Genomic DNA, 26,776 nt, shown 5'->3' with positions numbered 1-26,776 from the left:
TTAAAGGATAAGAAAGAACAGAGGCATTGTGCATAAAATTCAATAACTTTTCTCATTTTACAGGGAATAAAGCCACCGGATTATTTTACAATGTGCGATTAATATGTTCGATGCGGAAGGTTTCAATAGTATCTCCTGCACGTATATCGTCATAGTTTTCGAATGCTATTCCACATTCTTGACCACTTTGTACTTCATTGACTTCATCCTTAAAGCGTTTGAGTGTTTTAAGTTTTCCTTCGTGAATGACAATATTATCACGGATAAGGCGAACACCAGCTCCCCGTTCTATTTTACCGTCTGTAACGCGACAACCAGCAACTTTACCGATTTTTGTGATATTAAAGACTTCCAGAATTTCAGCATTACCAAGGAAAGTCTCACGCTGTTCTGGTGAGAGTAATCCTGACATGGCAGCTTTTATATCGTCAACAAGATCGTAAATAATGTTATAATAGCGAATTTCAATTCCTTGTGTTTTAGCACAATCACGCGCCTGTTTATTGGCTCGAACATTAAAGCCAATCACAGCAGAGTTGGAAGCTTCAGCAAGAGAAATATCACTTTCAGTGATACCTCCGGCACCAGAATGCACAATGCGTGCACGTACTTCTTCATTTCCTAGTTTTTCTAATGCTGATGCGATTGCTTCAATTGACCCTTGTACGTCTCCTTTAATAATAAGGGGAAATTCTTTAATGCCAGTGGTTTGTAATTTGGTCATCATCTGTTCAAGAGAACCGCGAGAACTCGTTTGTCGGGCTACAGCTTTATCACGTGCTAATCGCTGACGGTATTCAGCAATTTCGCGTGCTTTTGCTTCATGAGTGACAACGGCAAAACGGTCTCCAGCTTGCGGTGTTCCTTGCATACCTAAAATTTCAATGGGCGTAGAAGGAATTGCTTCTTTAATGTGACGACCATGATCATCAATCAAAGCACGTACACGACCCCATTCATTGCCGGCGACAATAATATCAGAAGGATGCAATGTTCCTTTTTGAACAAGAACTGTTGCAACAGATCCACGTCCTCTATCCAGTTTTGCTTCAATAACAACGCCCTCTGCGGTTCGTTGAGGATCTGCTTTCAGATCAAGAATTTCAGCTTGGAGGAGAATAGCTTCGAGAAGTTTATCAAGATTTTGACCGGTTTTAGCAGAAACTTCGACTTCTAAAGTCTCCCCCCCCATGGTTTCAACAAACACTTCGTGTTGTAGAAGTTCTGTACGCACTTTTTGCGCATCAGCAGCTGGTTTATCAATTTTATTGATAGCAACGATAATCGGTACACCAGCTGCTTTGGCATGATTAATTGATTCAATCGTTTGTGGCATGACACTATCATCAGCAGCTACAACTAGAACGGCAATATCCGTAACACGAGCTCCACGAGCGCGCATAGCCGTGAAGGCAGCATGTCCAGGTGTATCAATAAAGGTGATTTTTTGACCATTTTGCTCCACTTGATAAGCGCCAATATGCTGTGTAATACCACCTGCTTCACCAGAAACAACATTTGCTTTTCGAATAGCATCAAGCAGAGAAGTCTTTCCATGGTCGACATGGCCCATAATTGTTACGACAGGTGGACGCTGCCGCATGTTTTGAGAATCATCAGCTATATTAAAAATGCCTTCTTCTACGTCAGATTCCAAAACACGTTTAACAGTATGACCAAATTCAACGGCGATGAGCTCAGCAACATCTGCATCAATAACATCGCCAGGTTTCATCATTTGTCCCTGTTTCATCAGAAATTTAATTACATCAACAGAGCGCTCAGTCATACGCTGCGCAAGTTCTTGAATAGTAATGGTTTCAGGAAGAATAACTTCGCGAGAAATTTTTTCCCTTGGCTCTTGGTTTTGTGCACGTTTAAATTTCTCTTGCCTACGACGCATTGCAGCCATTGAACGTCCACGTGCGTTACCTTCTTCGTCTAAAGCGCTATTGAGGGTTAACTTTCCACGGCGTCGCTCATCAGCACCTTTTACAACTTTAGGGGCACGCACTTCTGGTTTAACAGGGCTAGTCCGTCGGTTATGGCGTTCGTCTTCTTTATTGTCATCTGCTCTACGTTTTTCAATCACAGTTGTATTTTTAGGCGTGATAGGAATGTCTATCGGTTCTATAATAGAAGGAGTAGAGCTAAGAGGTGGAGACTCTACTAGCAGACTTTTTTCTTCTTGCTGTATTTCTGTGTCTTGAATCGACTGCCGCAAACTTTCTTCACGTTCTTTTGCACGTTTTGCTTCTTCTTCAGCTCGTTCACGCGTTATTTTTTCTTGGATATGTGCTTCTTCTAACGCACGAAGTCTTGCTTCCATTTCAGCCGAGGAAAGATTGCTTTTAGCGACAGGTTTACTCGGATTTGCTTCTTCGAATCGTGGTTTAGAGCGTTGAGGAGCCACATGTGGTTTGGTAATTGGCTGTTGTATTTCAGTTTTTTCATCAGGTCGTGTAATTTTGCGTCGTTTGGTTTCGACAACCACAGCTTTTGTACGGCCATGGCTAAAATTTTGTTTGACCGTGCTCGTTTCTAGGACTGACCGCTTTAAGGTTAGTGTCCTCTTAACTGTTATTTTGTCGTTATTATTTTCACTCATTGTACTTCCTTCACGGCTTGAGCCGTCATCTCACCAGGCTTGCTGTGCTTGTCATCACGATAGGCGAGCAGTTTATGTATTGTTTTGAGAAATCCTTCAGCAGCCTTAGTATCCAATAAGGCTACGTGCATTACAGGATTAGCGCCAAAAGCCACCCGCATTTCATCAATTGTAAATAAAGATATGGTTTTTATATTCCGGTTTGTTTGTTGTTGCATTGTATGGATAGCTTGTGCAATTTTTCGTTTTCCATCTTCTGTTGATTCCTTGGCATGAAGTACGAGAACGACTTGACCAGAGCGGATAGCAGCATAAACTTTTGTTGCTCCCATGACAACGGCACCCGCTTTCCTCGCCATAGAAAGACTTGAAAGGGCAGATTTTAGCAAAAGTGTATCAACAATACGTGCAAGATTTGGTACAACCTCAACATCTGTTTTAAAACTTTTATTAAAAGCTTTCTGTTTAGTTGCTGCTTCAATGACAGAATGGCGAGCAGAGACCCAAACACCACGCCCAGGCAATCTGGCTTTAAGATCAGGGACAATTTGATTATTGGGACCAATAACAAAACGGATCAGCGTCTCTACTGAAGCGTTTTTTCTTGTCACAATGCAGGTCCGTTCATTCATTTAAAGTGTATCCACGTTCAAATTATCTATTTTTTCATCTTTTGCAGAGTTTTCACTTTCTGCGGGAGTTTCTGTAACAAGATCAACTTGATCTATCCAGCCTGCTTGCACACGTGCGGCTAAAACCATAGCCTCTGCATCAGCACGTGTAATATCAAATGGGGTTAGGACACCAGAAAAATTCTGTGTTTGCCCTTCTTTACGTTCTCTCCATCCTGCCAAATCGTCAACTGCATAGCCTGCAAAGTCCTCCATTGTTTTTACACCATCCTCACCAACAGCAACCAACATAGCACTTGTCATGCCAGGAAGTGTCCGCAATTCATCAGAAACACCGAGTTTCTTGCGTTTTTCATCAAGTTCTTTTTCTTTACGTTCGAGATATTCGCGCGCACGGCTTTGGATTTCAGCAGCAGTTTCATGATCAAAACCATCAATAGAAGCGATTTCTTCAAGATCAATATAGGCAATTTCCTCAATAGAAGAAAAGCCTTCTGAGGCCATAACTTGTCCGATCATTTCATCAACATCTAAGGATTCCATAAACAGTTTACTGCGTTCAGTAAATTCTTTTTGACGGTTTTCAGACTCTTCCTGTTCCGTTAAAATATCAATATTCCATCCTGTTAACTGTGAAGCTAAACGAACATTTTGTCCACGCCGTCCAATAGCAAGACTGAGTTGGTCATCAGGTACAATGACTTCGATACGTTCTGCATCTTCATCGAGGACGACTTTAGAAACTTCAGCGGGTTGTAGCGCATTGACGATAAATGTTGCAGCATCAGGAGACCAAGGAATAATATCAATTTTTTCACCTTGTAATTCTGCAACAACAGCCTGTACGCGACTTCCTCGCATTCCAACACACGCACCAACAGGATCAATGGAACCATCGCGTGAAACAACAGCAATTTTAGCACGTGAACCAGGATCACGCGCAACGGATTTAATTTCTATAATACCATCGTAAATTTCTGGTACTTCCATGGTAAAAAGCTTTACCATAAATTGAGGATGTGTGCGTGAAAGGAAAATTTGCGGACCACGCGATTCACGGTGCACGTCATTGACATAAGCACGAATACGGTCTCCATAGCGAAAGGATTCACGTGGAATTAATTCATCACGGCGTACGATAGCTTCACCACGACCTAGATCAACGATAACATTACCATATTCTACACGTTTTACTGTACCAGAAATAATCTCACCAATTTTATTTTTAAATTCTTCGTATTGTTGGTCACGTTCCGCATCGCGTACTCTTTGTACAATAACCTGTTTAGCAGATTGCGCTGCGATACGTCCAAAGTCCATAGGAGGTAAAAGATCAGCAAAAAAATCACCAATTTTTGCATCTGCTTGGCGTTTAAGTGCATCGGAGAGAGTAATTTCAGTTGTATAATCTTCAACGACATCAACAATTTTAAGCAGGCGTTGTAACTTAATTTCACCTGTTTTGGAATTGATTTCGGCGCGAATATTAGTTTCTTGACCATAACGAGAACGTGCTGCTTTCTGAATAGCATCGGCCATTGCAGAAATGACAATGTCACGGTCAATTGACTTTTCACGTGCAACAGCGTCTGCAATTTGCAGAATTTCAAGCCTGTTAGCGCTTGTAGCCATCAATTTTCTCCTTCTTTGTGCCACACGACGGGCATTTCCCAGTGATATTAATTCTTGCGATTTGACGTCTGTTTTGAGACGTTAAGACTATCTTCGGGAATGAGTTGTTGATTTAAATCTTTATTTTTTTTCAACGCGTCGCGAATAAGTTCATCAGTAAGCACCAAATGCGCATTTGTGATATCACAAAAGGGAATAAAGGTGTACATATTTTCTCCATAAGCGGCTTTATCGGTGTTTAAAATAAATCCATCTTGCGTGATATTTGTAAGTGTTCCCCGAAATTTTTGGCGCCCATCAATTTTTATTTTGGTTTCAATTTTTGCAATATGCCCTTGCCATTGAAAAAAGTCAGATTTTCTTACCAGTGGACGATCAATGCCAGGAGATGAAATTTCTAAATGATATTTGCGTTCAATAACATTTTGTACATCAAGAAGGGGTGAAATAGTTCGACTAACAGTTTCACAATCTTCTACGGTCATAGAGCCATCAGCACGCTCAATCATAATCTGAAGCGTTAAACCATTTAAACCAAGAAGTTTTACGCGCACCAAACGAAAACCTAAAGGTTTAAGCAATGGTATGATAAGAGCGGCAACGCGGGCTTCAATACCATCCTCTCCAAATAGGCGTGGTTCGTCAAGATCGCTTATTTTTTCAGCTTCGTTCATACAATCTATCCAAGTCATTTTCATCAGTTTTATGATATTAAAAAAGAGCGGGTCCAACGGCCCACTCTTCATCATAAGACCAAGAATTTAGTTATTGATACTCTTAAATTCAAAATTTTTCAAGTTGTTTATAAGAAAAGCATTTTATCGATTATTTCTTGATAAAAGTAAGATAGGCGGGTGTCCGTCCTTCGCGTAGAGCTTTTGCTTCATAACGGGTACCTATCCATAGCGGGTAAGAGGTTTGCCAGTCCTTAGGGCTTTCTACTTCCCACTCAAAGCTGCTATGCTGTGCACAATAGTAGAGGGTCCAGTTTATATAACTCTCTATATCGCTAGCAAAGCGGAATTTTTTACCTGTTTTAAGAACGCGAGCAAAACGGTTAAGATTTTTTATGTTGATGAAGCGTCGTTTCCAATGTTTCTTTTTAGGCCATGGATCAGGATAAAAAAGGTCTATTCCATCAAGTGATGCACTTGGAAGCCAATCAAGGAGCTGTGTGGCGTCATCATCGTAAAGGCGAATATGGTTTTGATGCTGTTTATGTTGTTCAAGAGACATCAACATTTTTGCCATGCCATTGATAAAGGGTTCGACGCCAATAAAACCAGTTTGTGGAAAATGTTTCATTTCATGAAGTAAATGTTCACCTCCACCAAAACCAATTTCAAGCCGAACTTCTCTTACTTTACTGGGAAATAAGGTTGTTAAGTCTAAGGGCGGGAGGGTATTTAAATCAATGTTAAGGGTTGGGAGAAGCATTTCTATATGTGTAAGCTGATTGTTTCGTAGCCGCTTTCCTTGTCTGCGACCAAAAAAAGCTTCACGCCTACGTGTATTATAGTCAATCATGGCACTTTAACCATTGTTTGAAGTGTTTTAATCAGATCGGTTTTTTCCCATGAAAACGAACCATCACGTTTTGGTTTACGTCCAAAATGACCATAGGCAGCTGTTTTTGTATAAATAGGCTTATTGAGGTCAAGGTGTTTTCGAATACCAGTTGGTGAAAGATCCATTATTTTGCGGATGGCCGCTTCAAGAATTTTTTCATCCACTGTTCCTGTTCCATGGAGATTAAGATAAATGGATAAGGGTTGCGCAATGCCAATTGCGTAGGAGAGTTGAATAGTACATCTTTCTGCTAAACCAGCTGCAACAATATTCTTAGCGAGATAGCGTGCAGCGTAAGCTGCAGAACGATCAACTTTTGTCGTATCTTTGCCTGAAAAAGCACCTCCACCATGGGGGGCTGCACCTCCATAAGTATCAACAATAATTTTGCGTCCTGTGAGTCCTGCATCACTTTGAGGACCACCAATCACAAATTTTCCTGTTGGGTTGATGTACCAACGGCATTGATCAGAAATAGGAATATCATGTAAAGCTTGACGAATATAAGGTTCAACCACTGTACGGACTTTATGAGAATCCCAACTTTCATCTAAATGTTGTGTTGAAAGAACAATGGACGTTACCTCTATAGGTTTTCCATTTTTATACCGTATTGTTATTTGGCTTTTTGCATCTGGTCCTAATTTAGCAGTTTCTCCTTCTCCTTTATGGCGGGCTGCGGCGAGAAGTTTTAAAATCTTATGAGCATAATAAATCGGTGCAGGCATGAGATCGGGTGTTTCACGGCAAGCATATCCGAACATGATACCTTGATCACCTGCGCCTTCTTCTCCATTTCGATCCGTAGCGTTATCAACTCCGCGTGCAATGTCAGTTGATTGAGGGCGTAACAGAACATCAATTTTAACAGTTTTCCAATGAAAACCTACTTGTTCATAACCAATTGCACGAATAGCACGGCGTGCTACTGCACGGAAACGCTTAGGATTGATGAGTGGAGCGCCAGTTTCATCATAAATAAATTCTCTATTTTTATCTCTTTTTAAGAGTGTATCGGGAACACGTGCCTCACCAGCAATAACAACACGGTTTACACTGACGAGGGTCTCACAAGCGATTCTTACTAGCCATGGATCCATACCGGTTTTTTTAGCTTCTTTATAAATCATATCAACGATTTCATCGGAAATACGATCACAAATTTTGTCAGGATGACCCTCCGATACCGACTCACTCGTAAAAAGATAATCTTTATGCGGCATAGGAACTCCTTCAAAAAAACACGAACATTTATTAATTGCCTAATTAAAGCTGCTCCTATTTGCCAATCCCATGACAAATCGTCAATGCTGATTTATAAGATGAGTGAGAGAAAAAATGTAATTTTTATTTACAGCTTGGTTGTCATATCTTCTTCAGAAAGTGCTTTTGCCAAGTCAATGATTTTTCGACGCACTTTAGCATCGGAGATGTTAGTAAAGGCGCGCATTAGCTGGATTCCTTCATTACTAGAGCAAAAATCCATAAAATCACTGTCGCTTTCAGCAAAACCTTCCACTTGTTGTGTATTAATGCCTTTGTCAAAAAAATAAGAAACAGGAACATCCATAATTTCTGCAATTGCTTGAAGACGACTCGCACCAATACGATTTGTACCTTTTTCATATTTTTGAATTTGCTGGAAAGTGATGCCTAGCTTTTCACCCAATTTCTCTTGGGTAAGTCCTAAAATGTTACGACGTAAACGAATACGGGTTCCAACATAAATATCTATAGGATCAGGTTTTTTTCTAGTCTCGGTCATAATGCAACTCTTTATTTTCAGGACTCCGCTTCCAAACCAACATCAGATTTATTTGAGGCCGGTTTATCATATAATTAAAATAATATGTAACACTTTTTCCCAATGTTACTGGCACACGCAACGTAATACCGTACGTGGGTATCTGATCATTTAAGCTGTTTTGTAGAACCAAAACTGATGCGGCACAATAGCATAAGAATGAATAAGATGAAAGTAGAGAAAATTCTGTATTCATTGCTTCCTATGGGGGTAATGGGTGATGGAATCGGTGAATCAATAATGCCGATAGCATTTGGTTGGAGAGCTACAATGATTCGTCCATAAGAATCAATAACGGCCGATATTCCATTATTGGCTGCTCGTATGAGGGGGATTCCTAATTCAACGGCACGGAGCTGTGCTTGTTGAAGATGTTGGTATGGGCCGGGTGTTACGCCAAACCATGCATCATTAGTAACATTAATGATTGCTTGAGGAGAGGGGCCTTTAAAAGTCATTTCATTGGGAAATATTACTTCATAACAAATCAGCGGAAGATAAGAAAACCCATTTGGCATCATGACAGTTCTACGCACACTGGCAGCACTATATCCACCAATAGTATCAGCGAGGGCACGCAATCCAATTTTTTCTAATAAATTTTGATAGGGAAGATATTCACCAAAAGGAACCAGGTGAAGTTTATCAGAAGTGTTTAAAATATTACCTTTATTGTTAATAACTGCAATTGTATTAAAATATTGTATTTGCTCATTAAGGGGATCATTATTAGCACGTATAGCACCAATGATAGCCCATTGTTTAGGTTTTAGAAGAGAGGCAATATGCATTGTGGTTACAGAGTTATCAGAGAGAAGGTAAGGAATGGATGCTTCGGGCCATACGATAAAGTCGGGTTTTGGATTTTGATCGTCTGTTGGTGTTGCACTTAAGCGCATATGAGTGGCAAATATAGCTTCTCGTGTCGTATTACTTAATTTTATGTTTTGCTGGATAGAAGGCTGAACAATGCGCACCCAGTAACTATTTTTGGGAGCATTTGCTGTATTGGCTGCAGTATTGAGACGATAGAATCCAAAACCACTGTGGATTAATATAAGCGATATACAAAGAAAAAGTGCGGTTTTCTTTTTTTCATCCGTTAATAAAACAGTGGGTAAACTGTAAACTAAAACAGCAAGAATATTCATTCCGTAAAGCCCTACAATTGCATCTAATTGCATGAGTATAGGGGTCGGCATAGCTGTATAACCAAGGGCATTCCATGGAAAGCCTGTGAATAGGATAGCGCGCAACCATTCTGCCAGTCCCAGAGCAAAAGCTAAGACAAAGAAGCGTGCTATTCCTTTTGTCCATAATAAACTCACAATGAAACCAGCAAAAAACCAATAAAGAGAAAGGTAAAGAGGAGGACCAAAAATAGCAAATGGCACCGCCCAACCAAAAGCAACAGGGTCTGTTAACAAAGCATTACACATCCACCAAAGGCTGCAAATAAAGTAACTAAAGCCAAAGATTCCACAACTTAGAGCGTAGGTGAGAAAGCGCTTTTTATTATTTTTGATGGTATAGATTGAATCAAGGAGAATGATAAAGATGGGAAAAGTTAAAAAACAGAGAGGTGTTAAATAAAAGGGTGGAAGTGCAAAAGATGTTAATGCACCACATAGAAACACCCACATCTGCCTTTTCCAACCGGTCACGGAAAACAAAAAAAGTGTGAGATTATTTAAAAACGCTTGATTATTTTTCGAAGGAGGCATTTTTTTTAAAACTCTCGTTTTCAGGAATACGAAAAATGCGCAAACGTTTAATCCGGCGTTTATCAGCTTCTAAAATACGGAATCGATAACCAGGTACGGCTTCAACGACTTCACCTTTTGCAGGAATTCGGTCAAGAATGGAGACAATCAGACCACCAATGGTATCAACTTCATCACCATGTTCCCCTACAATGAAATCAGGACCAAGGGCTCTTTCCACATCTTCTAGTTCAGTTTTTGCGTCAACAAGCCATCTATTATTGGGTTCGCGCACGATAGCATTGTCAACATGATCATGTTCATCTTCGATATCACCAACGACTAATTCGACGATATCTTCCATAGAAACTAAACCGTCTGTGCCACCATGTTCATCAATAACCAAAGCCATCTGTGTTCGTGTGGTTTGCATACGTGTGAGTAATTTGCTTGCTGGCATAGAACTAGGGACAAAGAGAACTGTTCGAATCAGGTCCAATTCACCGATTGGGGTACGCAAATCCGTATGGTTTAACTGAAGTGAATCAGATTTCTGCTCTGTTTGGGGTGAGTTGATAATAAAACGAGTTATATAATTAAGGATATCGCGGAGATGGATCATGCCCCGCGGATCATCTAAAGTTTCAGCATAAACAGGTACGCGGGAATGTCCAATTTTTGCAAAACATTTAAGGGCTTCTCCAAGGGAAGTGTTTATTTCCAATGCCTCAATTTCAGAGCGTGGAATCATAACATCATCAACCCGTGCTTCACGCAGACGCAAGATATTATGAAGCATAGTACGTTCTTCAGGTGAGAAGAGGGTTGTGTCTTTTTCATTGTTAGCGGTGAGTGCAACGGTAAGATCATCACGCAATGACGTATAATTGCGACCTCGTAAAAATGAAAACAAATGATTTATCAGGGAGTATTTTTCCGTATGATTCGCTTGCTGAGAGGGCTGCTCTTCAATATTAGAAGATGTTTGACTATTATTTTGTGCATTTATTTTGTTTGACATGATTTTGAAATCTTCTAAACTTTCCTTTTATAATAGAGGCATAAGAGGCTTTAAATTTTTATGATAGCGATATTGATTTAAAAACTGAGTTTTTATCATTTTAAGCCAATTCAGTATAGGGATCTTTTATGCAAAGCTTTTGAAGAATTTCTTTTTCAAGCTTTTCCATTTGATCAGCCTCCTCATCTGTTTCATGATTATAGCCAAGAAGATGAAGAACACCATGCACGATCATATGCGTCAAATGGTCCTGAAATAATTTTCCTTCTGTCGATGCTTCAAGTGCAACAATTTCTCGCGCAATAATGATATCACCGAGTATGAGCCCAGGAGTCTGCCCAACTTTAAGTGGAAAGGCAGGAAAGGATAATACATTGGTGGGTTCGTTTTTATTACGCCATTGCGCATTGATCTGTGCCATATGTTTATCATCCGTAAAAAGCAGACTAACTTCACTTACAACATTTTCTAAAGAAAGGTGATGCATTGTTGTTGTTAATGCTTTTTCAGTGATATTATAAAGCATTTTTTCATCATTCCACCCAGAGTTCTCAATAGTTATATCAATAGTAATCATGACAAATCGAATTTATTTTTTTGATGGAGTGTTTGAGGATGGCATTTTTTTCATTTGTATAGCAGAATCATGATCATAAGCACGGACAATAGCGGCTACAAGGGGATGGCGTACAACATCTTTTTCATCAAAACGAATGATCGCAATATTGTCTACATGTGAAAGAATGCGTATTGCTTCGATTAAACCTGATTTTTGTCCAGTAGGCAAATCAATTTGACTTACATCACCGGTTACAATCATACGCGTTCCTTCCCCAAGACGGGTGAGAAACATTTTCATTTGCATGGGAGTAGTATTTTGCGCCTCATCCAGAATAACAGCTGCGTGGGCAAGCGTTCGCCCGCGCATAAAAGCGAGAGGAGCAATCTCTATGACACCAGAAGCTAAAATGCGCTCGACTTTTTCGACGGGAATCATATCATAAAGGGCGTCATAAAGTGGGCGTAAATACGGATCGACTTTTTCTTTTAGATCACCGGGAAGGAAGCCAAGATGCTCTCCAGCTTCAACGGCAGGACGTGAGAGAATAACTCGTTCAATGATACCACGCTCCAAAAGCATTGTAGCATGAGCAACGGCAAGGTATGTTTTGCCTGTTCCTGCTGGTCCTACACCGAAAACAAGTTCATTATGGCCCATTGCTCGTATATAGGCATCTTGTGTTGGAGTTCGGGCATGGATTGTTTTCTTATAAGTACTTAATCGTGCAGGAATACGTTTTTTTACAGGTTTGGTTGTTGTTGGGGCTTTTGGCTGTTCCTGTAGAAAATTTGCCATGGCAATAGCTCCTTCTGTATCTGATAAAGTGAGCTCTTGATGTGTTTTGGCGCGTTCATAAAGTTGCTGTAATACATATTGCGCGCGTTTTATAGCAGCAAGATTTCCCTGAATTAAAACTTCATTACCGCGTGGATGAATGCTAAGTCCGAATTTTTGTTCGATATAAGTAAGATTTTCGTCGAATTTACCGAACACCGTTTTTGCATATTTATTATTTTCAAAAATTAAAACAACACAGTTGGTACCCGATGCACTTGTTTTTCCTAAAATATCAGCACTTTCAGGATAAGCATTTATTTTCTCTTTAACGTGCTTTATTTTTTCGGTTGAAGCTTTCAACCTATTCTCCCATATTTACATAAGTGTTGTACATTTTCTTTGGTAAACTTTATAAAAAACAATTATCTTTCATAAAGTATAGGCCTTAGATGTAATCATTTTCTTGAAAAATAAAAGGGTTTTCTAAAATCTCTATTTTAAATAAGGTATCAGAAATATATCTACACATTTTTTGCATTTGCTGTTTCACCGACAAAACTATTTGAGCTTGCATTTTTAATATGAATTGGCATTACAGTTCCTGTAGAGGCCTCTGTATTTACGACTACAGGTAAAAGCCAAGGTGAGCGACCTACCATTTGTCCAGAATGACGGCCAGCTTTTTCGATGAGAACATCGGTTGTTTGACCAATTTTAGAACGCAAAAATGCGTTTTGCTGCTCAAGAAGAAGAACTTGTAAGTGTTGAAGTCGAGCATCCTTTACAGCTTCATCAACATGATTTTTCATTGTTGCACCAACTGTTCCGGGACGAGGTGAATACTTGAAAGAATAAGCTGAGCTGTATTGCACTTGTTTAATAAGTTTAATGGTTTCTTCAAAGTCTTCATCTGTTTCTCCTGGAAATCCTACGATAAAATCGCCTGAAAAAGCAATATCAGGTCGTGCGGTCCGAATTTTTTCGATAAGCTGAAGATAATGAGTACTTTTATGTTGGCGGTTCATTGCTTTTAAGATGCGATCGGAACCTGATTGGACAGGGAGATGCAGATAAGGCATCAATATGTCAAGATCTCGATGTGCAGCAATAAGGCTGTCATCCATATCTCGCGGGTGGCTGGTTGTATAACGTAGACGCTTTAAACCATCCAGTTTGGCGAGATGATAGAGAAGATCACCAAGACGCCAAGTTCTTCCATGGGCACTTTGTCCATGCCAACCATTTACATTTTGTCCAAGGAGCGTAATTTCTTTGACACCAGCTTCAATGAGTTGGCGTGCTTCCTCAGTAATTTGCTCAACAGGTCGTGATATTTCAGCACCGCGCGTGTAGGGTACAACACAAAAAGTGCAAAATTTGTCACAGCCTTCCTGCACTGTTAAAAATGCACTAACACCTCGTTTTCTTACAGCACGTTTATTGTGAGGCGGCAAATGAGCAAATTTATCTTCGACAGCGTAGTCTGTTTCTATAACTTTTTTGCCTTGTTTGGCTTTTTCTAACAAGTCTGGTAAACGATGATACATTTGCGGACCAATGACGAGATCCACGTTTGGAGCACGGCGCAAGATTTCGCTACCCTCGGCTTGTGCAACACAACCGGTCACACCGACCATCAGGGGCTTGTCAGGTGCTCGTTCTTGACGCATCACGCGCAAACGACCAAGGTCAGAATAGAGTTTTTCTGCTGCTTTTTCACGAATATGACAGGTATTAACAAGAATAAGGTCAGCGTCATTTGGTGTTTGTGTCGTAATATAACCTTGTGAACTAAGACTATCAGTCATTCGTTGACTGTCATAAACATTCATTTGACACCCATAGGTTTTGATAAAAACCTTTTTAGGAGCAACAGGGGACTTATTTTTAGAATTTATTTTATTCATAGCGCATGTCTAAATGTTTTTTACGCAAATCTCAATCTGTTGTTTGCTTAAAAGTTTTTTTCATAACGATTGCATCTATGCGACTGTTTTTTGATGGGTAATAAGCAGGGCGTCTAGCAATTTTTTGAAATTGGAAACGCTTATAAAGATTCAAGGCAGAAAGATTTGTCTCTTCTACTTCTAGGAAAAGTTTTACGGTGCGTTCATGATGCAGATGGCGAAGCGTGCTGTCAAGAAGTAAAGTACCAATTCCTTGTCGACGAAAATGAGGGTGAACAGCAATTGTGATAATTTCTGCTTCATCAAGAACGAGGCGGCATAGACAAAAGCCTAAAATTTTCTCAGGTTTTCCAATGAGAGAGGCTTTGTATCCGAAGATAGAGTGATCTATTAAGAAATTATCAAAAGCTTGTTCTTCCCAAGCAGGAACAAAACAATGCTTATGAATTTTTTGAAGGGAAACACTATCATCAGCTTGTAGTGGAGCAATCCAAAAATTCTTTTTTTTCAGTGAGAATTTAGACATAGTTTTTTCGTGGTAAGGAAAAACCGGTTTGTTGTTTTGCGTCAGCATTGCGTAAATAGAGTGGGCGGGGCGGATCTTGAGGTTTTTTGTTTGCAGCAAGATGGGCATAGTTTACAATATCCGCTGCTTCGCAGAGAGTTTGGTCTCGTACGATTTTTTTATTTACCTTATTGTCTTTAATGTACAGTGCAATAGTATCAGCCGCTGGACCGGTTAATCTTGTTTTTTGCGGTAAATCTTCTATGATACTTTCAATTGTTTTTAATCCAGGTAGCCCTAAAGGCGTGAGATCTTCATTGAAGTTTTGATGGTAGAACATGTTTCTTCCAGCTTCGATGACAACGGTGATTGCTGATACAGTATTTTTATTGGTTATTGTTTGTGCTGCCAATGCTTCAAGGGCACTTACTCCAACAGCTGGTATTTCGAGTGCTAGTGCTAAAGCACGTGCTGTTGAAACACCAACACGCACACCGGTGAATGATCCTGGTCCAACATTGACAGCGATACGGTCAACTTGGTTAAGGGTGATATTGGTTTGCTCAGTTATTTGTGCAATGTATCCAATAAGCTTTTCAGCATGCCCTTTGTGTATGCGCTCATTGATACGTGCAACGACGGATTCATGATGAGTGAGCGCAACGGCGCAATAAATTGAAGCAGTATCTATAGCAAGGATATACATAAAAATATTTTAGTTGAATAATATGATAAACAAAAGAACTACTATGTTTTTTGTTTTTTTATTTTGTTAGTATATTTCACAATATTTTAAGAAGGTTCCTCGTGTCAATAAGCAACGATATCTTTTTCATTAAATACGATGGATGATGATTTAATCTTCATTGTATCCTGTTGCAACACACAGTAAGCAAAGGCAATTTAAAAGTGAAAAACTGTGAAATCATATTTATGTTTTCCAATAAGAGCATATTCTATAAGTTTTTTATAAAAACTTGATTTTGCTTAGAGCAGCAAAAAATAAAAAAATAGTATTTTTTTGATGAATTATGCATTTTTGTACCATACTGCTTACAACCAATTGTATGCTGAAAAGCAGTTGAATAAGAAATTTAACGCTTGCTATTATTAACATCAAAGTGCATTCGCTCTTTTATATAAAATGATAAAGGACTTTTTTTGCAATCTTAACCTAGTCTTATAATAAAGACTGTTTCAGTGTTCATAAACCTCTTTAGAGGCGTTTGCAAACTTTGCTGAAAAAAGAAAAAGTATTTTAATGTGCTATTTCAAAAAGTTATATGACTCATACCACTCAATTGTATCATGATAAGGCTGCAAATTCCGAGGATAAGTATGGAACAAGTCGAAGCAAAAATGACACGCCATCCTGCTTTTTTTAACGAGTGGATATCAACGCCTAATCCTAATGCAGCCATTGAAATGACAGTCAACAACTGAGCAATCAGTTTGATGGGATTAATAGCTTTTTCAGGGATAAGACCACTTGAGCGAACAAGCATCATGATAATAAAACCAATAATAAACCATGGGACGAGGGTGTGTAGACGCAAGCGTGTTTGTGCTGATCGATTATAGATGATTGACAAAGCGAAAATAAGAGGTCCTAACATTAAAACCCGCACCAGTTTAACCACGGTTGCAATTTGAACACTTACAAAAGAGACAGATGCTGTTGCTGCTAAAACCTGTGGTACAGCATAAACAACCATGCCGGCCAGTACACCGTATTGGCTAAATGACAAATTCAGAAGCGGATGTAAAAAGGGTAGAAATAAAATAATAAGAATCCCTAAAAGAGCAGTGAAAGCAATTGAGGCAGCTACATCGTCATGTTTTGCTTTAATGACAGGTGCAACGGCGACAATGGCTGAATTGCCACAAATAGCATTCCCACAAGCGACTAACATTGCTAAATGTGTAGAAAGCCCGAAAAGTCGGCCGATGGAGAAACTGAGGATAATTGTTACAAATATAACGAATATGATGCTAGCAAGCAAATTCCAACCAGCGGAAAGAACTGTGTTAATGCTAATGCTTGCTCCTAAAAAAACAATAGCAATTTCGAGAAGTGTTTTTGCACAAAAGATGATACCTTTTTGAAAATATGTTGGCAAAGTAAAACAACTACGGGCAATAGATCCCAAGAGAATTGCCAAAACAAGGCTTTCAAGCCACGCTTCTGCGAAAAGCTGTTTTTCTATAACTTCTAAGCCATAAGCTAAGGCTGATATGAGTAAACATACTAGAATACCAGGACCAAAGTTGTTTAAAAGTGAGAGATTTTTCTTTATCATTTTAATATTGCCCCCTAAAAAGAAATGATAGTGAATAAAGAAAGAGAGAACAGGTAAAAGAAAAAAATTTTAGAGATTTGTTCTCGCTTGTAAAGCTGCTGCTAAAGTTCCATCATCAAGATAATCGAGTTCGCCTCCCACAGGTACTCCATGTGCAAGTCGAGTAATTTTAACGGAGAAGTTAGAGAGCTGGTCAGTGATGTAGTGAGCAGTTGTTTGTCCTTCAACAGTAGCATTGACTGCTAGAATAATCTCTGTAATTGAGTTTTCTACAACGCGTTGTATTAAGGAAGCGATTTTGAGTTCGTCAGGACCTATCCCATCTAAAGCAGAAAGACGTCCACCCAATACATGATAACGTGCTGCTAAAGTTTTTGCGCGTTCAAGAGCCCACAGATCAGCAATATCCTCAACAACAATAATTGTTGCATCATCGCGACGTGGATCTGTACAAATCGAACAAGGATTAATTGTATCTACATTTCCGCAAACAGAACAAATGCAGACTTTGTCTACTGCTGTCTGTATTGCGGCTCCTAAAGGTTCCAATAATGTTTCTTTTTTTTTGATAAGGTGAAGAGCAGCACGGCGCGCTGAACGCGGTCCAAGACCTGGTATTCGCGCTAAAAGCTGAATAAGACGCTCAATTTCAGGTCCTGCAATGTGTTTAGACATATTATTGTTCCAAGGGATTAAACAAAATTTAGCTCATTAAAGCGGAAGTTTAAAGCCTGACGGCAGTGGTAGCCCTGCTGTTATGCTTTTGGTTTTCTCTTCTATAGCTGCTTCAATTTTTGCTCTAGCTTCATTATAGGCTGCCATAATCAAGTCTTCAAGTATTTCAACTTCGTTAGGTGTGAGTAATGAAGGATCAATTTGCACTGCTGTTATAATATTTCGGCCATTTAAGGTGATACTGACAAGACCACCACCTGCAGAGCCAATTACTTGAAGTTTTGCTATTTCTTCTTGAATTTTCTGCATTTTCTCTTGCATTTCTTTGGCTTTTTTCATCATGCTCATCATGTCACGCATAGAAATGAGTATCCTTATTCATCGTTGATATTATTTTCATTTTCAAAAGTTTCGGTATTTTTAAAAGTATCAGGGGACAAATCAAGATCGTTTTCTTGTTTATTTAGGCGAATATCGACAATTTTTGCTTCTGGGAAATGGTTGAGTATTTTCACGATATCAGGATCTGCCTCTGCATTGGAAAAAAGCTTTTTTTGAATAGCTAAATTTTCTTCTTGTAAGGTTGGTCCTCCTCCTTCATTGATACAGGTTATAACCCAGGGTTTTTCAGTCCATTGGGAAAGCATTTTTTCTATATCACGAGCAAGTGAACGTGGAGCATTTTCAGCAAGTCTCAAGGTAATATGCCCCGGTTTAAAAGAAACAGGATGAACAAATTCTTGAACAAGAATTTTGAAAGGAATCTCATTATACTGTTCAGCTAATTTAACAATATCGTGCAAGGAATTGATAACGATGGTTTGCTGTTCAGCAATTTCTGCTGTCGTTTCTGTAGAGGAGTGTGATAAATTTGTAGTGTTTTTAGAAATTTCAACAGTCTTTGAAGTTTCAGGAGTGTCTGTTATTGCAGGGGCTTTAGTGCTTTCCAGAGTTTGAATTTTGATTAGATCTTTTGATTTTAAAGCTTGGTCTAATTGGTTTCCCAAGGGTGTTTTGAAATCTGTTTGATTGGCTGGTGTGTTTGAAACGTTTGGGGAAGAATGAGCATATACAGCTGTTACTCTTGCCACATTGTTGGCATTTGTAGACTCTTGATGAGAAGAATTTTGAATGGTTGTGAGTGGTATTTTTTCTTGGTTAAGCTTTTTCAAAGCTTCATCAAGAGTTGGTAGATCAGCAGTGTGAGCAAGACGAATAAGCAACATTTCTGCCGCTTGAAGCGGACGTGCAGTTTGACTAACTTCCTGTAAGCCTTTGAGTAACATTTGCCAGTTTCGGGATAAAACAGGGATGGAAAGTTTTTGTGAAAAATCTAAGCTTCTTAAACGTTCATCTTCAGTAAGTGAGAGATCTTCAGTTATCTCTGGAGTAAAACGTAGACGTGTAACCAGATGATTGAAATCAGCCAATTCTGTCAATATAGTGAGAGGATCAGCACCTGCATCATATTGGCTGCGTAATTCATGTAATGCATTTACAACATTACCCTTCATGATAAATTCAAAGAGATCAATAATACGTGCTTGATCAGCTAAGCCTAACATAGCACGCACTGCAAGAGCACTGACGTTGCCATAGCTATGCGCAATTGCTTGATCAAAAATGGATAATGCGTCACGTACAGAGCCTTCTGCAGCGCGGACAATCATGGAGAGTGCTTGATCTTCCACTTCTACGTTTTCACGTTTTGCAATTTGGCGCAAATGCGCGCTCAAGATTGTTGATTCAATACGCCGTAGGTCAAAACGCTGGCAACGCGAAAGAATCGTAATAGGAACTTTGCGAATTTCTGTCGTTGCAAAAATAAATTTTACATGCGCTGGTGGTTCTTCAAGTGTTTTTAATAAGCCATTAAATGCTTGCGTTGAAAGCATGTGCACTTCATCAATAATATAAACCTTATAGCGTGCAGAAACAGGACGGTAACGTATTTGTTCAATAATTTCACGAATATCATCAATACCCGTATGCGACGCTGCATCCATTTCTATAACATCGATATGGCGTCCTTCAATGATTTGTGTACAATGTTCACCAAGTGTATTCAATACGGTCGTTGGTTGGTCAATATCTTTTGTTTTGTAGTTGAGTGCACGTGCCAAAATACGCGCAGTTGTGGTTTTTCCTACTCCACGAATTCCTGTTAACATCCATGCTTGTGCAATGCGGCCTGTTTCAAAAGCATTCGTAAGGGTACGCACCATAGCTTCTTGACCAATGAGGTCAGAGAAATTTTGAGGTCGATATTTGCGAGCAAGAATACGATAGGTCGTTTCTACCGGCATATTTTCCATCAATGATTCCAACTTTGAAGCTCTTTATACGCACATTTCGATAACACGAAAGCACAGGTTAATACTATAGACTAATATAAAAGGATTTTTTCTCAATCAATTTATTTTTTAAAAAATTGGCCAATTTGCTTAAAAACAGCCTTTGCTTGCTGCATGCATAACACAATTCTAAAAGTTGAGGACGCTTCACTGAAAAACAATAAAATACGATTCTCTCAGCAAGAAAGGAGGCTGGTACGATGACCCGTACCAAGACTCGTTAGGGCTGCTTCTTTCCAGATCTGACCCGGTTGGCGAGCAGTTCGTCCACCACCAACCTCCCAAACTCATATTGTCGATTTAAAATGAAAAATCAAGCTAAGAAACGAGAAATATGACAAGAACAATAAAGAATTTTCCCTTTGAGTTTAATGTCCTGTACTATGGGCGACAAATAAGATGGGAATTCATCGATTTTTATTGGAGTAGTTCACCATATTTGCTTGCTATGAATAAAGTGCTTATTTTTCTCGACATTAAGGAAACGCTCATTAGCTAAAATCCGTCTCGAGGGGAGAGGAGCATTTATTTTTCTGAAGTTGTTCAATGAATTATGGGAAGTTTGCAACAGAAAAAAGGAGGGGATAAAGTATACACGTTAATTTAATGAGCTGAAATTAGAAAATTTAGGGAAATATTGTTGCCAAATAGTGCAACGCAATCTGTATCATATCGATTTAAATGGCTGATGAATTCTTTAAAGGTTAGAGAAAAGTAAAATTAATCTTTCTTTAAAGTAAGTTTCAATGGATGTGGCATAAAACACAATCCATTTATAAGTTTTAGCATGAATAAAATAAAATGAGACTCAGATTTCTCATATGTGTTGAGGCACTCAGTTTACTAGTAGCAGAACATAATATATCTTCTACTTTACTACATTATTACTATATTTGGAAGATATAGAACAAACTTACAAGACCAAAGCAGTTTTTCGTTACTTCTCTGCTGATGTATGTGATTTATAATAGTTTGTAGCAATTTCGAGATGTTTCAACTGCAAAGATGGATACGTTATGCTTATTAAAAAAATTACTCTGAGTACGAAAATACAAAACAGTCTAATTTGCTACAAAGTTTACTTAAATATGTAATTTTACCGTGCAAATACGGAAACCAAACTTTCCAAGAAATCGGGATTTAAAGGCTTAAGAGGCCCGATTTCTCAAAAAAAGTTTACCGGAGCAATTGAGGCGGTTTCTCAAAAAAAACTTAGGGATTCTTGGAAATATTATCAATCGTAATCCCCTGTATCACAATTTGTTCCAACAACTTTTTTCTTAGTAATATTTTTAAAAATATAATTTCCTGATGAAGGGAAACTTATATCGAGAGATTTTACATTTTTAAGTGTAAAGATCTTATGTTCTTTATCATGTGTTATTTTCTTTTCATCGTCAGCAACAATTTTTAATTTGTTTAAGTCAGAAGGGACAGAGTACGATAAAGCAAAAGATGCTTTTTTAGGCTTAAATGTTTTGCAAGAGTATTCAACGCCTTGATGTTTTGTATCAGACGTACCAATCGTAACACTTTCGTCCGGCGAAAAATTCCATTTTTTCTCACTAAATCCAGCAAATGCCACGCTGGAGAAAACGAGTATACTAGTGGTTAATATTCCTTGAATGAAGATCTCTTTCATTATTTTTCCCCTTTTATATTGAATACGGTTGATCATAACGCAGGTTTCGTAAATATAAAAGATCAAATTTAACGCAAACAGTATATTTAAATTGTATTTTCAGCTTTTTGAGCGTTACCTAAATCCAAGATAATTGAAAGTATTATTGTCTGATATATTCTGATAGCAATTTAAATTATTTTATGACGTTTTTTAAGAAGATTTACGGTCTTCCTTTGAAATAAATTGCTATAGAAGATTATCTTTTTTCTCAAAGAGCATTCTGTTATATGAAGAGAATGGGATAGTCAAAGAAAATCTTGTGTTTGGTGCTTAATGTTTTTCTGTGATAAACTTATATCCTTTATTACGTGATGCATAGAGGAGTGTTATCGGAATAGTTTGAGCGTTTTATGAATAGATGCTGTTGTTCATTTTGATTTTTTTCATATATGCGGAGTTCGATCGTTTTTAGCTGGGTAAATGCCAATAATGCGAAATTCGGCAGAAAAGAAAGCCAGTTCTTCCAAGGCGAGTTGCATCATGGGATCTTCAGGATGTCCTTCTATATCGACGAAAAACTGTGTTGCATTGAAATTCCCACCAATTTGGTAACTTTCTAATTTTGTCATATTAACACCGTTTGTAGCAAAGCCACCCATAGCTTTATAAAGGGCAGCTGGCACATTGCGTACTCTAAAGAGAATGCTCGTGATAATTTTTTCGCCATTTTGGGGCTTTGGTACATATTGTTGAGAACGCGAAAGTATGACAAAACGGGTAATATTATGGGGACTATCTTCAACATTTTTTTCAAGAATATTAAGCCCATAAAGTTCTGCTGCAATCAGAGGAGCCAAGGCTGCTTGTGAACGTTTTGCATTTTTTTTAATAAACTTTGCAGCTCCAGCTGTATCAGCGGCAGCGACAGGTATCCAGCCATTTTTACGTATGATTTTACGGCATTGTGCAAGGGCATGTGTATGGCTGTGGACGGTTTTAATTTCATCATGCGTGACACCGGGCAAAACCATTAGTTGAAAATGGATAGGCAAAAAATATTCACTAATAATATAAAGGGACGATTGTGGTAAAAGGTGATGAATATCCGCAACACGGCCAGCAAGAGTATTTTCAATAGGAATCATAGCAAGATCAGCCTCTCCGTTTTCCACGAGGTTGAGTGCGTCTTCAAAAGTGGCAGAGGGTACAGCATCCATATTGGGAAACATGTTGAGGCATGCTGTATGAGAATTGGCGCCATATTCTCCTTGGAAAGAGATTTTATTGGTTTTTTTAAATGTTTTCATGCTAAAATTTTGCGGACTCTCTCAAGATCACGTTGTGTATCAACGCTTAAAGGAATTGTATTGATTATTTCTACATCGATACGCATATTATGTTCTAAAGCGCGTAATTGTTCAAGCTTTTCGCGTTGTTCGAGCGCAGACGGTTTGAGCGTTACAAATCGCTCAAGCGCTTCACGTCGATAGGCATATATTCCAATATGATGGTAAAGAGGACCATCTCCATAAGGGGCTGTGGCGCGGGTAAAATAAAGAGCACGCAGGCGATTTTGAGAAAATGGTGTACCAATAATTTTGACGACATTGGGATCTGTTTTTTCATTTTCCTCAACGATTTTAGCACCTAAAGTTGCAATATCAGTGGAACTATTTTCTAGGGGTTTTAAAGCGTTGATGATTTCACTAGGAGTTATTGTTGGTAAATCACCTTGGACATTCAAAATAGCATTGTAACGTTGTTCAGGATCAATATGAGTTAAAGCTTCATAAATGCGATCAGATCCAGATTTATGATGGCTACATGTCATAATACATTCATACCCGTAAGCAGTGACGACTTTAGCGATATCGTTATGATCTGTTGCAACGATAGTACGTCCGAGTGCAGCTTTTTTTGCTTGTTCAGCAACGTGAACAATCATCGGCTTTCCAGCAATCTCAGCGAGAGCTTTTTGGGGTAGACGCGTTGAATCTATCCGAGCGGGAATAAGAATAATCGGTTCAAGAGTCATTTGCAAAGTTCCAAAATTCCGCATGTAATGCATTTATAATGTTGTTTATTACAGGGAAAAAGCTTAAACTGAAATTAGTAATCAAAATATGAACGTTTGAGTTTTTATGAAGCGCTCGACAGTTGTCTATTTTATTTTTTCTTGTCTATTTGTGCTGATTGTTTTGGTGGGAATCTCCATACTTAGCAATATGATCTATGATCATTCTACATTGGTTCAACAGTCTCATACAATTAAAAAGCATGATGTAGTTAAGGAGAAACAACAGGTGTCTAACAGTCTTTTGTCACTGAATGACCGCCTTCAACAAGGCAGTCTTGAAAATGGGCGTAAAGTTTTTCGCCAATGTGCTATATGCCATACCTCTGGTCGTAATGAATCAGGGCGTGTTGGTCCAGTGCTTTGGGACATAGTAAACCGTCCTTTAGCGGCGGCACAAAATTTTCCTTACTCACGGGCATTACGCGGGAATTCTGATCAAAAATGGGATTTTATAACTTTGGATCGTTATTTGCAATCACCACGTAAAGCGTTTCCAGGAACAACCATGTCCTTTCGTGGGATCAACAATGATCAAGAGCGTGCTGATCTTTTGCTTTATTTACGCAGTCTATCCGATAATCCTGTTCCCTTAATGGGTAATGATAATAAAGCAGATGAGCCGAGCTAATATGCTAAGAGGATTAACTTGGGGAAGAGGTATGATTAGTTTTCGTTTGTAATTTTGGTTTCAAAGATTCACCAAGAGAATTGTTATTGATGCATCATCTAAAATTGGCCCAATACAAAAGATGCAAATAAAAAATGACAGCTTTCGTTCCTCGGCATTTTTTACTGATTATACCAATACTATCTGGTATCGGAATAGTAACGTTCATTATCATCCAATTTATGCTTGTGAGCCAAAAATGATGTTTGATGTAAATGTGTAGGTACAGAATTATTGCTCTTTTACGTCATTTACAACCAAAATATCATTTGGGTTATTTGTTTATGAGTCATAATTTGAAGGTTGTTAAAGGACTTGCAAAGAAGTGATTGTCACGCGCAATGGAGAAATAGTTAAGCATGGTTCTGCCGATAGTATTTTTTCTCATTACCAAAATTCTTATATGCAAACCTTTATAGTTGCTGTATTCGCATTGGAATTTTACCGTTTATAGGTAATGATATTAAATTGCGCAGACAATCCATTATAAAGGAGGATTTTTCCCACTAAAGGTTCACCAATGTTTGTGATAAGTTTAATGACTTCCATTGCTTGTAGTGTGCCGATGACTCCAGGTAAAGCACCGATGATTCCGGTTTCAGCACAGGACGAAATATTTCCAAAAGCTGGTGGTTTGGGGAATAAATCGCGATAGTGAGGGTTATTGTCTTTATAAGGCATGAGTACCGTTAGGGAGCCATTAAAGCGTCCTACAGCTCCACTTATTAAAGGTTTTGCACAGTGGGCTGCGTGATCAGCAAGTAAATAGCGAGTGGCAAAATTATCACTACCATCAACAATGATTTGGTAGTCGTTGAGGAGTTCATCTACATTACTTTCTTTTAAGCGTAAATTGTGTTTTTCAACGGTAATATGGGGGTTAATTGCTTCTATAGTGGTTTGGGCGCTGTCAGTTTTTTTTTGGTTGATTGCTGTTGTTTTGTGAATAACTTGACGTTGTAAATTGGAAAGCGAAACAATATCATCATCAACAATTCCGAGGGTGCCAACGCCTGCGGCTGCCAAATAGGTGAGGACAGGAGCACCAAGACCACCTGCGCCAACCACAAGAACGCGTGCAGCTTTCAATTTTTGTTGTCCTGCACCACCAATTTCAGGCAAAATGATGTGGCGTGCATAGCGTTCGATTTCTTCGTTGCTTAATTTTGTATCAGCTTCTTGTTTCATAGGTTTTCTCTTGTCATAGTTTTTTTATTGTTTACAAAGTTTATGGCACATAGACTAGTCCGCTTTCAGTTATAGGGAGGTTTTGTTCATGAAAATTGCCATTCAGATGGATCATATTTCCACGCTCCGGATTCAAGGAGACACAACATTTGCACTTGCTTTAGCAGCGCAAGAACGCGGACACACTCTTTTTCATTATACACCCGATCGTTTATCTATGCGCGATGGTTGTGTAATTGCACGATTAGAGGCATTGACGGTGTATGATGATGAGGGGCACCATTATCAATTGGGGAAGCCTGTTCGCACGGAATTAATGGATATGGATGTGGTACTTTTACGCCAAGATCCCCCCTTTGATCTCAATTATATCACTACGACTCATTTGTTAGAGCGTATTCATCCTAAGACGCTCATTGTGAATGATCCAGCATGGGTGCGCAATAGCCCAGAAAAGATTTTTGTTACTGAATTTTCTGATTTGATGCCAGAAACATTAATTACGAAGGATATTGAAGAAATAGCAGCCTTTAGAGCTACATTTGGCGATATTATTGTGAAGCCACTCTATGGCAACGGGGGAGCCGGTGTTTTTCACTTGAAACAAGATGATCGCAATTTGGCATCGTTGTTGGAAATGTTTGCCCAAAGTTACCGCGAACCTTTTATTGTTCAGCGTTATTTAGATGCAGTACGAAACGGGGATAAACGGATTATTTTGCTTGATGGTAGGCCTGTTGGAGCGATTAATCGAATTGCTGCAGAAACAGATGTTCGCTCTAATATGCATGTTGGAGGTCGCGCGGAAAATATTGATTTAACAAAACGTGATTATGAGATTTGCGAACGCATTGGTTCAACTTTGCAGGAACGTGGTCTTCTTCTTGTGGGCATTGATGTGATCGGAGATTATATAACAGAAATTAATGTGACGTCTCCTACTGGAATTCGTGAAATTAAACGTTTTTCTGGTACGGATATTGCTCATCTTTTCTGGGATGTTGTTGAATTCAAACATTCAAATTAAATTTGTTAAAAAAGGAAGCAATATGGTTTTGTCAGAAAAATTATGAATGTTGCTTTTTTATATTTGTTATGTTGCAAATGTGAATTACAATTTAAATTATCATATAATGCGAGCAAGAGGCTTTGATTCACAGATTCACATGTT

24 protein-coding genes and 1 other RNA gene are annotated in these 26,776 nt (G+C 38.8%); 2 read left to right on the top strand and 23 right to left on the bottom strand.

The window, feature by feature from the left end:
* Window positions 1-85: 85 nt before the first annotated feature.
* The 22 genes from infB to J7R13_RS05125 all read right to left on the bottom strand — a co-directional run bounded on the left by infB (window position 86) and on the right by J7R13_RS05125 (window position 23,708).
* Window positions 86-2,608: a translation initiation factor IF-2 gene (infB, locus tag J7R13_RS05230; protein ID WP_208437773.1), complete on the bottom strand. Its 2,523-nt coding sequence runs from the start codon at window positions 2,606-2,608 to the stop codon at window positions 86-88.
* A complete protein-coding gene (locus J7R13_RS05225; protein WP_208437772.1) occupies window positions 2,605-3,240 on the bottom strand; it encodes an RNA-binding protein in 636 nt (211 codons plus the stop codon). The genes infB and J7R13_RS05225 overlap by 4 nt, the downstream gene beginning before the upstream one ends.
* Window positions 3,241-4,872, bottom strand: coding sequence for a transcription termination factor NusA (gene nusA / locus J7R13_RS05220; protein WP_208437771.1), 1,632 nt, complete (start codon window positions 4,870-4,872; stop codon window positions 3,241-3,243).
* A 47-nt stretch (window positions 4,873-4,919) separates the two neighbouring features.
* On the bottom strand, window positions 4,920-5,546 hold the full coding sequence (gene rimP, locus J7R13_RS05215) for a ribosome maturation factor RimP (RefSeq protein WP_208437770.1): 627 nt from the start codon (window positions 5,544-5,546) through the stop codon (window positions 4,920-4,922).
* Window positions 5,547-5,697: 151 nt separating this feature from the next.
* Complete coding sequence (locus J7R13_RS05210) at window positions 5,698-6,399, bottom strand: tRNA (guanine(46)-N(7))-methyltransferase TrmB (protein WP_208437769.1); 702 nt, start codon at window positions 6,397-6,399, stop codon at window positions 5,698-5,700.
* A complete protein-coding gene (gene metK / locus J7R13_RS05205) occupies window positions 6,396-7,664 on the bottom strand; it encodes a methionine adenosyltransferase (RefSeq protein ID WP_208437768.1) in 1,269 nt (422 codons plus the stop codon). The genes J7R13_RS05210 and metK overlap by 4 nt, the downstream gene beginning before the upstream one ends.
* A 128-nt stretch (window positions 7,665-7,792) precedes the next feature.
* Window positions 7,793-8,206 (bottom strand): helix-turn-helix domain-containing protein, encoded by a 414-nt coding sequence (locus tag J7R13_RS05200; protein WP_208437767.1) that lies wholly within the window; start codon window positions 8,204-8,206, stop codon window positions 7,793-7,795.
* A gap of 146 nt (window positions 8,207-8,352) precedes the next feature.
* Window positions 8,353-9,969 (bottom strand): apolipoprotein N-acyltransferase, encoded by a 1,617-nt coding sequence (gene lnt / locus J7R13_RS05195; RefSeq protein ID WP_208437766.1) that lies wholly within the window; start codon window positions 9,967-9,969, stop codon window positions 8,353-8,355.
* Complete coding sequence (locus J7R13_RS05190; RefSeq protein ID WP_208437765.1) at window positions 9,950-10,969, bottom strand: hemolysin family protein; 1,020 nt, start codon at window positions 10,967-10,969, stop codon at window positions 9,950-9,952. The genes lnt and J7R13_RS05190 overlap by 20 nt, the downstream gene beginning before the upstream one ends.
* Window positions 10,970-11,069: 100 nt before the next feature.
* Window positions 11,070-11,546 carry an rRNA maturation RNase YbeY gene (ybeY, locus tag J7R13_RS05185; protein ID WP_208437764.1) on the bottom strand — a complete coding sequence of 159 codons (477 nt, stop codon included), beginning with the start codon at window positions 11,544-11,546 and terminating at the stop codon, window positions 11,070-11,072.
* 12 nt (window positions 11,547-11,558) lie between these two features.
* A complete protein-coding gene (locus J7R13_RS05180) occupies window positions 11,559-12,668 on the bottom strand; it encodes a PhoH family protein (protein ID WP_208437763.1) in 1,110 nt (369 codons plus the stop codon).
* A 161-nt stretch (window positions 12,669-12,829) separates the two neighbouring features.
* A complete protein-coding gene (miaB, locus tag J7R13_RS05175) occupies window positions 12,830-14,215 on the bottom strand; it encodes a tRNA (N6-isopentenyl adenosine(37)-C2)-methylthiotransferase MiaB (protein WP_208437762.1) in 1,386 nt (461 codons plus the stop codon).
* A gap of 31 nt (window positions 14,216-14,246) precedes the next feature.
* Complete coding sequence (rimI, locus tag J7R13_RS05170; RefSeq protein ID WP_208437761.1) at window positions 14,247-14,741, bottom strand: ribosomal protein S18-alanine N-acetyltransferase; 495 nt, start codon at window positions 14,739-14,741, stop codon at window positions 14,247-14,249.
* The gene (tsaB, locus tag J7R13_RS05165; protein WP_208437760.1) at window positions 14,734-15,426 is read right to left on the bottom strand and encodes a tRNA (adenosine(37)-N6)-threonylcarbamoyltransferase complex dimerization subunit type 1 TsaB; all 693 of its coding nucleotides are present in this window, start codon (window positions 15,424-15,426) and stop codon (window positions 14,734-14,736) included. The genes rimI and tsaB overlap by 8 nt, the downstream gene beginning before the upstream one ends.
* Before the next feature lie 565 nt (window positions 15,427-15,991).
* A complete protein-coding gene (locus J7R13_RS05160) occupies window positions 15,992-17,020 on the bottom strand; it encodes a YeiH family protein (RefSeq protein WP_208437759.1) in 1,029 nt (342 codons plus the stop codon).
* A 69-nt stretch (window positions 17,021-17,089) separates the two neighbouring features.
* Entirely contained in the window at window positions 17,090-17,695 is a 606-nt protein-coding gene (recR, locus tag J7R13_RS05155) for a recombination mediator RecR (RefSeq protein ID WP_208437758.1), read from the bottom strand.
* A 36-nt stretch (window positions 17,696-17,731) separates the two neighbouring features.
* Window positions 17,732-18,055, bottom strand: coding sequence for a YbaB/EbfC family nucleoid-associated protein (locus J7R13_RS05150; protein ID WP_208437757.1), 324 nt, complete (start codon window positions 18,053-18,055; stop codon window positions 17,732-17,734).
* A 14-nt stretch (window positions 18,056-18,069) separates the two neighbouring features.
* Complete coding sequence (locus J7R13_RS05145; RefSeq protein ID WP_208437756.1) at window positions 18,070-20,010, bottom strand: DNA polymerase III subunit gamma/tau; 1,941 nt, start codon at window positions 20,008-20,010, stop codon at window positions 18,070-18,072.
* A 223-nt stretch (window positions 20,011-20,233) separates the two neighbouring features.
* Window positions 20,234-20,331: signal recognition particle sRNA small type (ffs, locus tag J7R13_RS05140), an RNA gene on the bottom strand.
* A 952-nt stretch (window positions 20,332-21,283) separates the two neighbouring features.
* Window positions 21,284-21,691, bottom strand: coding sequence for a hypothetical protein (locus J7R13_RS05135; protein WP_208437755.1), 408 nt, complete (start codon window positions 21,689-21,691; stop codon window positions 21,284-21,286).
* Window positions 21,692-22,116: 425 nt separating this feature from the next.
* The gene (locus tag J7R13_RS05130; protein ID WP_208437754.1) at window positions 22,117-22,980 is read right to left on the bottom strand and encodes a prephenate dehydratase; all 864 of its coding nucleotides are present in this window, start codon (window positions 22,978-22,980) and stop codon (window positions 22,117-22,119) included.
* Entirely contained in the window at window positions 22,977-23,708 is a 732-nt protein-coding gene (locus J7R13_RS05125; protein WP_208437753.1) for a 3-deoxy-manno-octulosonate cytidylyltransferase, read from the bottom strand. Before J7R13_RS05125 ends, J7R13_RS05130 begins: the two co-directional genes overlap by 4 nt.
* A gap of 106 nt (window positions 23,709-23,814) precedes the next feature.
* Here J7R13_RS05125 and J7R13_RS05120 point away from each other — a divergent pair, with 106 nt between their 5' ends.
* Window positions 23,815-24,378, top strand: coding sequence for a c-type cytochrome (locus tag J7R13_RS05120; protein WP_208437752.1), 564 nt, complete (start codon window positions 23,815-23,817; stop codon window positions 24,376-24,378).
* A gap of 480 nt (window positions 24,379-24,858) precedes the next feature.
* On the opposite strand, the gene J7R13_RS05115 is transcribed toward J7R13_RS05120, so the two are convergent.
* Entirely contained in the window at window positions 24,859-25,605 is a 747-nt protein-coding gene (locus tag J7R13_RS05115; RefSeq protein WP_208437751.1) for a molybdopterin-synthase adenylyltransferase MoeB, read from the bottom strand.
* An 88-nt stretch (window positions 25,606-25,693) separates the two neighbouring features.
* Here J7R13_RS05115 and gshB point away from each other — a divergent pair, with 88 nt between their 5' ends.
* Window positions 25,694-26,632: a glutathione synthase gene (gene gshB / locus J7R13_RS05110; protein WP_208437750.1), complete on the top strand. Its 939-nt coding sequence runs from the start codon at window positions 25,694-25,696 to the stop codon at window positions 26,630-26,632.
* Window positions 26,633-26,776 lie beyond the last annotated feature (144 nt).

It is taken from the genome of Bartonella taylorii 8TBB (genome assembly GCF_902825155.1).
Classification (GTDB): Bacteria; Pseudomonadota; Alphaproteobacteria; order Rhizobiales; family Rhizobiaceae; genus Bartonella; species Bartonella taylorii_A.
The sequence above is the reverse complement of the archived record's forward strand: the minus strand, read 5'-3'. Positions and strand labels throughout refer to the sequence as shown.